This is a genomic window from Xanthovirga aplysinae, assembly GCF_009711365.1.
Classification (GTDB): Bacteria; Bacteroidota; Bacteroidia; order Cytophagales; family Cyclobacteriaceae; genus Xanthovirga; species Xanthovirga aplysinae.
Window position 1 is genome coordinate 1 of record NZ_SMMB01001049.1, and the last position, 7,021, is coordinate 7,021.

At 37.9% G+C, this 7,021-nt stretch carries 5 protein-coding genes and 1 other RNA gene; 3 read left to right on the forward strand and 3 right to left on the reverse strand.

The window, feature by feature from the left end:
- Positions 1-211 precede the first annotated feature (211 nt).
- Positions 212-590: RNase P RNA component class A (rnpB, locus tag E1171_RS11390), an RNA gene on the forward strand.
- Between the two features lie 127 nt (positions 591-717).
- On the forward strand, positions 718-1,878 hold the full coding sequence (locus E1171_RS11395) for a sigma-54-dependent transcriptional regulator (RefSeq protein WP_155206131.1): 1,161 nt from the start codon (positions 718-720) through the stop codon (positions 1,876-1,878).
- A 250-nt stretch (positions 1,879-2,128) separates the two neighbouring features.
- Here E1171_RS11395 and E1171_RS24620 read toward each other — a convergent pair whose 3' ends face one another.
- Both E1171_RS24620 and E1171_RS11400 read right to left on the reverse strand, forming a co-directional pair.
- A complete protein-coding gene (locus tag E1171_RS24620; protein WP_281347208.1) occupies positions 2,129-2,263 on the reverse strand; it encodes a hypothetical protein in 135 nt (44 codons plus the stop codon).
- An 86-nt stretch (positions 2,264-2,349) separates the two neighbouring features.
- The gene (locus tag E1171_RS11400; protein ID WP_155206132.1) at positions 2,350-3,345 is read right to left on the reverse strand and encodes an acyl transferase; all 996 of its coding nucleotides are present in this window, start codon (positions 3,343-3,345) and stop codon (positions 2,350-2,352) included.
- Positions 3,346-3,682: 337 nt separating this feature from the next.
- Here E1171_RS11400 and E1171_RS11405 point away from each other — a divergent pair, with 337 nt between their 5' ends.
- Positions 3,683-4,381: a hypothetical protein gene (locus tag E1171_RS11405; protein ID WP_155206133.1), complete on the forward strand. Its 699-nt coding sequence runs from the start codon at positions 3,683-3,685 to the stop codon at positions 4,379-4,381.
- A gap of 212 nt (positions 4,382-4,593) precedes the next feature.
- On the opposite strand, the gene E1171_RS11410 is transcribed toward E1171_RS11405, so the two are convergent.
- Complete coding sequence (locus E1171_RS11410; protein ID WP_155206134.1) at positions 4,594-7,008, reverse strand: alpha-ketoacid dehydrogenase subunit alpha/beta; 2,415 nt, start codon at positions 7,006-7,008, stop codon at positions 4,594-4,596.
- Positions 7,009-7,021 lie beyond the last annotated feature (13 nt).

Consider the following 7,021-nt stretch of genomic DNA (forward strand, 5'->3'; position numbering starts at 1 on the left):
GCTCAAAAATTGATTATGGTTTAACAGTGAAAAAGAGCAATGAGGGACTATATTCTAAATTTTTTGTTTGAAACCACACATAAGAAAATTTTCGTTATAGAAAGAAAATGGAATATAGACCTTTCTTTTTTTAAGAAAAGGGAGATTTTTTGAGAATAAATTTTGGGGTTTTATACCTCCAAATAAAGAGATCTTCTTACTTTTGAAAGAAAATGCAGGCTGCCTTATCGCTCCAAAGCAAATTTTGGTGAGGAAAGTCCGGGCAACAAAGAGTATCGTACTTCCTAACAGGAAGGGCTTGAGTAATCAAGTACAGCTAGTGCCACAGAAAAAATACCGCCCACTATTGAGTGGGTAAGGGTGAAAAGGTGAGGTAAGAGCTCACCGCTCAAATGGTGACATTTGAGGCAGGGTAAACCTTACGAGTTGAAAGATCAAATAGGCTGACGAACCGGTTACCGGATGTAGGGCTACTCGTCCGAGGTCAGTGGGTGGATCGATTGATTTTGTTGGCAACAACAAAACCAGATAAATGATAGGGCATTTGAGTAATCAATTGACAGAACCCGGCTTATAGGCCTGCATTTTTTTATTCTTAAGTCGGCAAGTTCTTCCATCTTAATAATAAGCTGGAAAAAATTAAAGAAGCTACCTTTTTCACTTCCTGGTAATAGCAAACCCTTAACGAATCAAATTTTTTAACTTAAGGAATTTAAAATGGCAAAAATCCTGATTATCGATGATGAGAAGGCCATCAGGGCTACATTAAAAGAGATTCTGGAATATGAAAAATATCAAGTAGATGAAGCTCAAAATGGTGAGGAAGGCCTAATGAGGCTTGTTCAAAATAACTATGATGTGGTGCTTTGCGACATAAAGATGCCTAAGATGGATGGTATAGAGGTATTAGAAAAAGCTGCCCGCATCGAAAAAGATTTTCAATTTATTATGATCTCCGCTCATGCAACCATAGATACTGCTGTGGATGCTACCAAGAAAGGAGCTTTTGATTTTATTGAAAAACCACTTGACCTAAATCGCATCTTATTGACCGTTCGAAATGCATTGGAGAAATCTGATCTGGTTAGCGAGACAAAAGTCCTTAAACGAAAAATATCTAAAACAATAGACATCGTTGGGGAATCAAAAGCAATTGGAAATATAAAGGACACAATTGAAAAAGTTGCCCCTACCGAAGCTCGGGTATTAATTACAGGAGAAAATGGAACGGGAAAGGAATTAGTGGCAAAATGGCTGCATGCAAAAAGTAAACATTCCAAGGAACCAATGGTAGAAGTAAATTGCGCAGCTATCCCCTCCGAGTTAATTGAGAGTGAACTATTCGGTCACGAAAAAGGCTCTTTTACTTCGGCAGTGAAACAACGAAAAGGTAAATTTGAATTAGCCAATGGGAGCACATTATTTCTGGATGAAATTGGAGATATGAGTCTTTCGGCGCAGGCTAAAGTTCTAAGAGCACTTCAAGAAAATAAAATAACCAGAGTGGGTGGTGACAAGGAAATAAAAGTGGATGTAAGAGTTGTGGCTGCCACCAACAAGGATTTAAAAAAGGCCATTGCTGAAGGTAAATTCCGAGAAGACCTATACCATCGACTAAGTGTGATTATTATTCAGGTTCCTTCTCTCAATGAACGAAAAGAAGATATTCCTTTGCTTGTGGATAAGTTCCTCTCAGACATTGGTGCCGAATACGGATCTGCAAAAAAGAACATTAGCCAGGGTGCCTTAGAAGCATTACAGGCTATCAATTGGACGGGAAATATTAGAGAACTAAGAAATGTTACCGAAAGGCTGGTAATCATGTGCGGAGCAACAATAACTGAAGAAGATGTTAAAAAGTACACTGATATTGGGTAAAACTAGAAATTGGTATCTTTTTAATTTCAAAAAAGTTATCTAAAAGTTTGAGTTTTAGCGTCAGAACGTCCAATTAACCCAATTGGACCAAACTTATCAAATTAAAAATGCCTAGGATCAATGTCATTTGAAACTGAGTGAATTTTGATTCTTTTAAATGGGAATTAATGAATAAACTGCAAAAATTCTCTTTTTTCAATGCTTTTCTACTGCATAAAATAAAAAATATCATAAGCTGAGCATTGATATCTCAAACTCTCCAATCCACCCTTGGCTTGGCAATAGGTTTTTTAATATTGTCTTTGCTGTAGGTGGGGCAAGTTCGTTCCGTACAGGCTCCTAAACAAAACAATGCCAAAGTGCTTAAAACAAATAAAGCTTTCATACCTTACGATGTTTGGGGTCATTATATGATGATTAACCAGAATTAAGAAAAATTGATTAAAAAAGCCCAACCTTTATACCTCTAAATCATCGAACAACCAATAGGTTACAACCCCTAATATCTGAATTATCAAAACGACCCAAAACTTCAAACCCACCATTTGGATGGATGCGACCTATATCCTTTGTTTCAATAAAACAACAGGAATGTAAATTAGCCAAGTCAATTACATTTATACCACCCTGCCTTAAATCATTACGCAAATCAAATGGGTCATTCAAATCCCGTAAAATTATTTTCATCCATTTGGGCGTATGAAAAAACCCATCTCCCTTAGAGTAGGCCTGAGAAAGTAATTCTGTCATTCCATATTCAGAATGAACAGAAGGCAAATAAAATGCCGCTTTAAGTATTTCATGTAATTGTTCCCTGATCATCTCTTTCCTTCTTCCTTTCATTCCTCCGGTTTCCATCAAAATAACTTCCTTTAATTCTTCGGGGTATTGCTCAGCTAAATCTAGAAGGGCAAAGGTCACTCCAACCAATACAACCTTTTTTTGCTGGGTTGTCTGAAGTCGATTCAGGGTTCTTATCAATTCCTCATAGTTATGAAGATAAAAGCCTGATAACTTATCATTACTAGAACGAATGAAGTGGTCCATCATAGCCACCAAAGAAGCATTTCCACGTTCCAAATAAGAAGGAAGCAAGGCTAGAAAAGTAAAGTCCTTCAGAGGGCCATAAAAATTCTCAAAAATATTCTGTGTTACTTGTTCGTAGAACTTCAAATCCTCCACAAAATGTTGACTTGTTTGTTGACCGGTTGTTCCACTACTTTCAAATACAGCCTGGGCTTCCCAATTCCCAGTTTTCACTTTATGGGTCTTAAAAAAAGAGATAGGGAGAAATGGAATGGAGGTAATTTCATTTACAGAATCTGGCTTAATACCTAATGACGATAGATATTCGTGATAAACAGGGTTATTTACTGCCTGAAAACGAAAAACCCTCAGGCAGAATTCATTAAAACCATCTTCTCTTAAATTGAATAATTCCTTCTTAAATTCTTTTAACAATTCCATGATTTTATCATCTCTCAAAAAAAGAAAAGAAAATACTTTCCTGAATATAATAAGCGGTGTACTTTCTATCAGGTTTTGATGAAATATTGTATATTTAACACAACTACTGTGCTCACTTCTTCCTTTTAAAATAATTTAGAAAGTAATCGACAGAAGGCATTTTTTAATACAATTTCCTAAATTTTAGGTAAAACAGTAATTTATTCTGCCTTCTTCCTCAATCAAACAAAGTTAAAGTGGGAACAAATTTAGGAAATTTACCTTAACATTATATGACTTCTCACCCATTAGGTGAAAAGCAATATGAAAAGAGAAATTATTATTTAAAGCTACCTCTATGAATCTATTTTCCACCATTGGTTGTCTGCTGATGGGTTGTCTATTAGTATGGGGCTGTGGCTCGCCCCCGGAATTCCCCAACGAACCTAAAATTGAATTTGAGAGCATTACCTATAAGCCAAAAGCTAACAATAATTTTGGCTCCAGTGATACACTAACGATCTCCATTAATTTTCAAGATGGAGACGGAGATTTGGGGCTGGATGGGGGTGAATTTTCGGATCCCTATCAACCCTATTTTTTTTTCGATAAGACCAAGGGAGAATGGGTACCTAACATCCCTGCTGATCCTGAAAAAATAAATGATCCAAATGACTATAATGCCTGTGATTATTATATAGATGAAAATGGAAGTGGAGATACCTTACGGGTACAATTAAATAAAAGGCATTACAATATTATTGTACAGTTTTTCATGGATAGTGGAAGCGGCGACTTCCAGGAGTTCGACATTCGACGGGATTTAGGCCCTTATAGCTGTGGTACATTTGACGGTCGTTTTTTCCGATTAAATGCAGACAAAAAGGGACGAGCTATGGAAGGAGTTTTGAAATACAATATGACCAGTAATGTTGGGTTTGACGCCTATTTTCAAGCTTTCCGACTTATCCTGAAAGTCCATATTTTGGATAGAGCAGGAAATGAAAGTAACACCGTAGAAACACCGGCTTTTACCTTAAATGAAATAACTATTTAACCTCCTTAAAATTGATATTTCTTAATTACTCAAGGGAGTACCTTGTTTCTTAATTTTAAAAGATTAGAAACTGTATTAATTCCTTGAATGAAAAAAAGAGGCTGTCCCTCCTATTGAGACAGCCTCCTTTTTAATAATGAAGTGAAATTTCACTTTTTATCTTTTATGCTAATCTTTTTCAACATTTCCTGATTCTAATTTCTTAGTTCCCTTCAATAAAGATCCGGGTACTTAGATGGTTCAGCTTCATTCATCAGCTCATAAACTTTGTCATAAACTGTTTCCACACTAGGCTTGGAGAAATAATCTCCGTCTGAAGCATAAGCAGGTCTGTGGGCTTGTGCACTAATAGTAAGAGGTTGTGAATCCAGGTATCGATAAGCATTTTGTTTCTCTAAAACTTCCTGCATCATATAAGCAGATGCTCCTCCAGGAACGTCCTCATCAGCAAAAATAACCCGATTGGTTTTCTTAATAGATTCCACAATTCGATGATGTCTGTCAAATGGCAAAAGGGTTTGCACATCGATCACCTCAGTTGAAATCCCCACTTCCTCTAATTGTCCTGCAGCTTCCATCACAATCCTACACATGGAGCCGTAGGTAACCACGGTCACATCAGTTCCTTCTCGCAAAACTTCAGGAACCCCTAATGGAACCGTAAACTCCCCAATATTTTCAGGAAGACGCTCTTTCAAACGATATCCATTTAAGCATTCAATGATCATTGCAGCATCATCAGATTGCAATAAAGTATTATAAAATCCTGCTGCTTGAGTCATATTTCTAGGAACCAAAAGGTAAATCCCCCTGATACTATTTAAAATCATCCCTATTGGAGAGCCGGAATGCCAAATTCCTTCCAACCGATGTCCTCTTGTTCTGATAATCATTGGAGCCTTTTGTCCCCCCTTTGTACGATATTGCAAACAGGCCAAATCATCCGACAAAGTCTGAATCGCATAAAGCATATAATCCAGGTACTGGATTTCAGCAATAGGCCGTAAACCTCGCATAGCAGTTCCTATTCCCTGACCCATTATAGTACATTCCCGTATGCCTGTATCAGTTACGCGTAATTCTCCATATTTGTCCTGTAATCCAGCAAAAGCCTGGTTCACATCTCCTATTTTCCCAAGGTCCTCCCCAAAGGCAAATACTCTTGGATCTCGTTTTAAGGCAGCATCAAAACAGGCCTGAAGCACTTCTCTCCCATCTACAATACGGCCATCTTCTCCATAAAGAGGTTTTATTTCCTTCACCTTCAAAGCTGACTCCTCAGTTTCACTATAAAGGTGGGAGCTATAACGCTCATAATTTCTTTCTTCTTCTTCCTTTACCCAGCTAATCAAAGCTTGTCGGTGAGAACTCTTCTCATTTCGCATATACCGCAGCGCTTTTTTCACTGCTTTCATTGCATCTAAGCGTATTGGGTTAAGGGTATTGGCCAGCTCATTGCGAATATCGAGAATTGCAGCCTTATTTAGGCTACTTTCACTCGCCTGTGTCAACAATTCCAAAGCCCTTTCCTGGGCGCCTGTCATACTATTTACAAAAGCCTTCCAGGCAGATGATTTCCCAGAACGAACCCTAGCTTTGGATTCCTTTTCAATAGCAATTAAATCTTCTTCAACTCCCCATCCATTTTCCAAAATCCATTCCCGAATTTTCTTGAGGCAATCAAAGTCCTTTTCCCAAGCCAGGCGATCTTTGGACTTATACCTTTCATGAGAACCAGAAGTAGAATGTCCTTGAGGCTGTGTCAATTCCTTAACGTGAATCAATACAGGCACATGTTCTTGACGTGCTATTTTTGCTGCTTTCTCATAGGTTTCCAACAACTGTAGGTAATCCCAGCCATTTACAACCAAAATTTCAAAACCCTTTTGATCTTCTGTTCGCTGAAAACCTTTTAAAATTTCAGAAATACTTCCTTTTGTAGTATGGTACTCCTTTGGAACAGAAATTCCATAGTCGTCATCCCACACTGAAACTACCATGGGAATTTGCAAAACCCCGGCGGCATTTAAGGATTCAAAAAACATCCCCTCAGAGGTGGAAGCGTTACCAATAGTTCCAAAAGCTACCTCATTTCCATCTATGGAAAAATTCTTGAATTCTTTTAAATCAGAATTTTGTCGATACAATTTTGAGGCATAAGCCAATCCAACCAGGCGCGGCATTTGAGCCGCTGTAGGAGAAATATCAGAAGAAGAGTTTTTCGAATTTGTCAAATTCTTCCATTGGCCCTTCTCATCCAAATATCTAGTACCAAAATGCCCATTCATCATCCTCCCGGCAGAGGCTGGTTCTTCCTCAACATCTGTATGTGCATACAATTGAGCAAAATACTGCTCAACAGTAAGCTCACCAATGGCAAACATGAAAGTCTGATCTCTGTAATATCCGGAACGGAAATCTCCATTTTGGAAAGCCTTGGCCATGGCAATTTGAGGAATTTCCTTTCCATCCCCAAAAATACCAAATTTGGCTTTGCCCATAAAAACCTCTTTCCTCCCCATCAAACTGGCTTCCCGACTAATACAGGCAATCCGATAATCATTTAAGATCTCTTCTTTGGATAATTTTATATTTGTATCTTGACTTTGCACCTTGGTTGCAATCATCTATTTAGCTTTT

Bases quoted from the DNA above. Each gene is read 5' to 3' on its own strand.
- E1171_RS11410 (WP_155206134.1), bottom strand. From the start codon at position 7,008: ATGATTGCAACCAAGGTGCAAAGTCAAGATACAAATATAAAATTATCC.
- E1171_RS11405 (WP_155206133.1), top strand. From the start codon at position 3,683: ATGAATCTATTTTCCACCATTGGTTGTCTGCTGATGGGTTGTCTATTA.
- E1171_RS11400 (WP_155206132.1), bottom strand. From the start codon at position 3,345: ATGGAATTGTTAAAAGAATTTAAGAAGGAATTATTCAATTTAAGAGAA.
- E1171_RS11395 (WP_155206131.1), top strand. From the start codon at position 718: ATGGCAAAAATCCTGATTATCGATGATGAGAAGGCCATCAGGGCTACA.
- E1171_RS24620 (WP_281347208.1), bottom strand. From the start codon at position 2,263: ATGAAAGCTTTATTTGTTTTAAGCACTTTGGCATTGTTTTGTTTAGGA.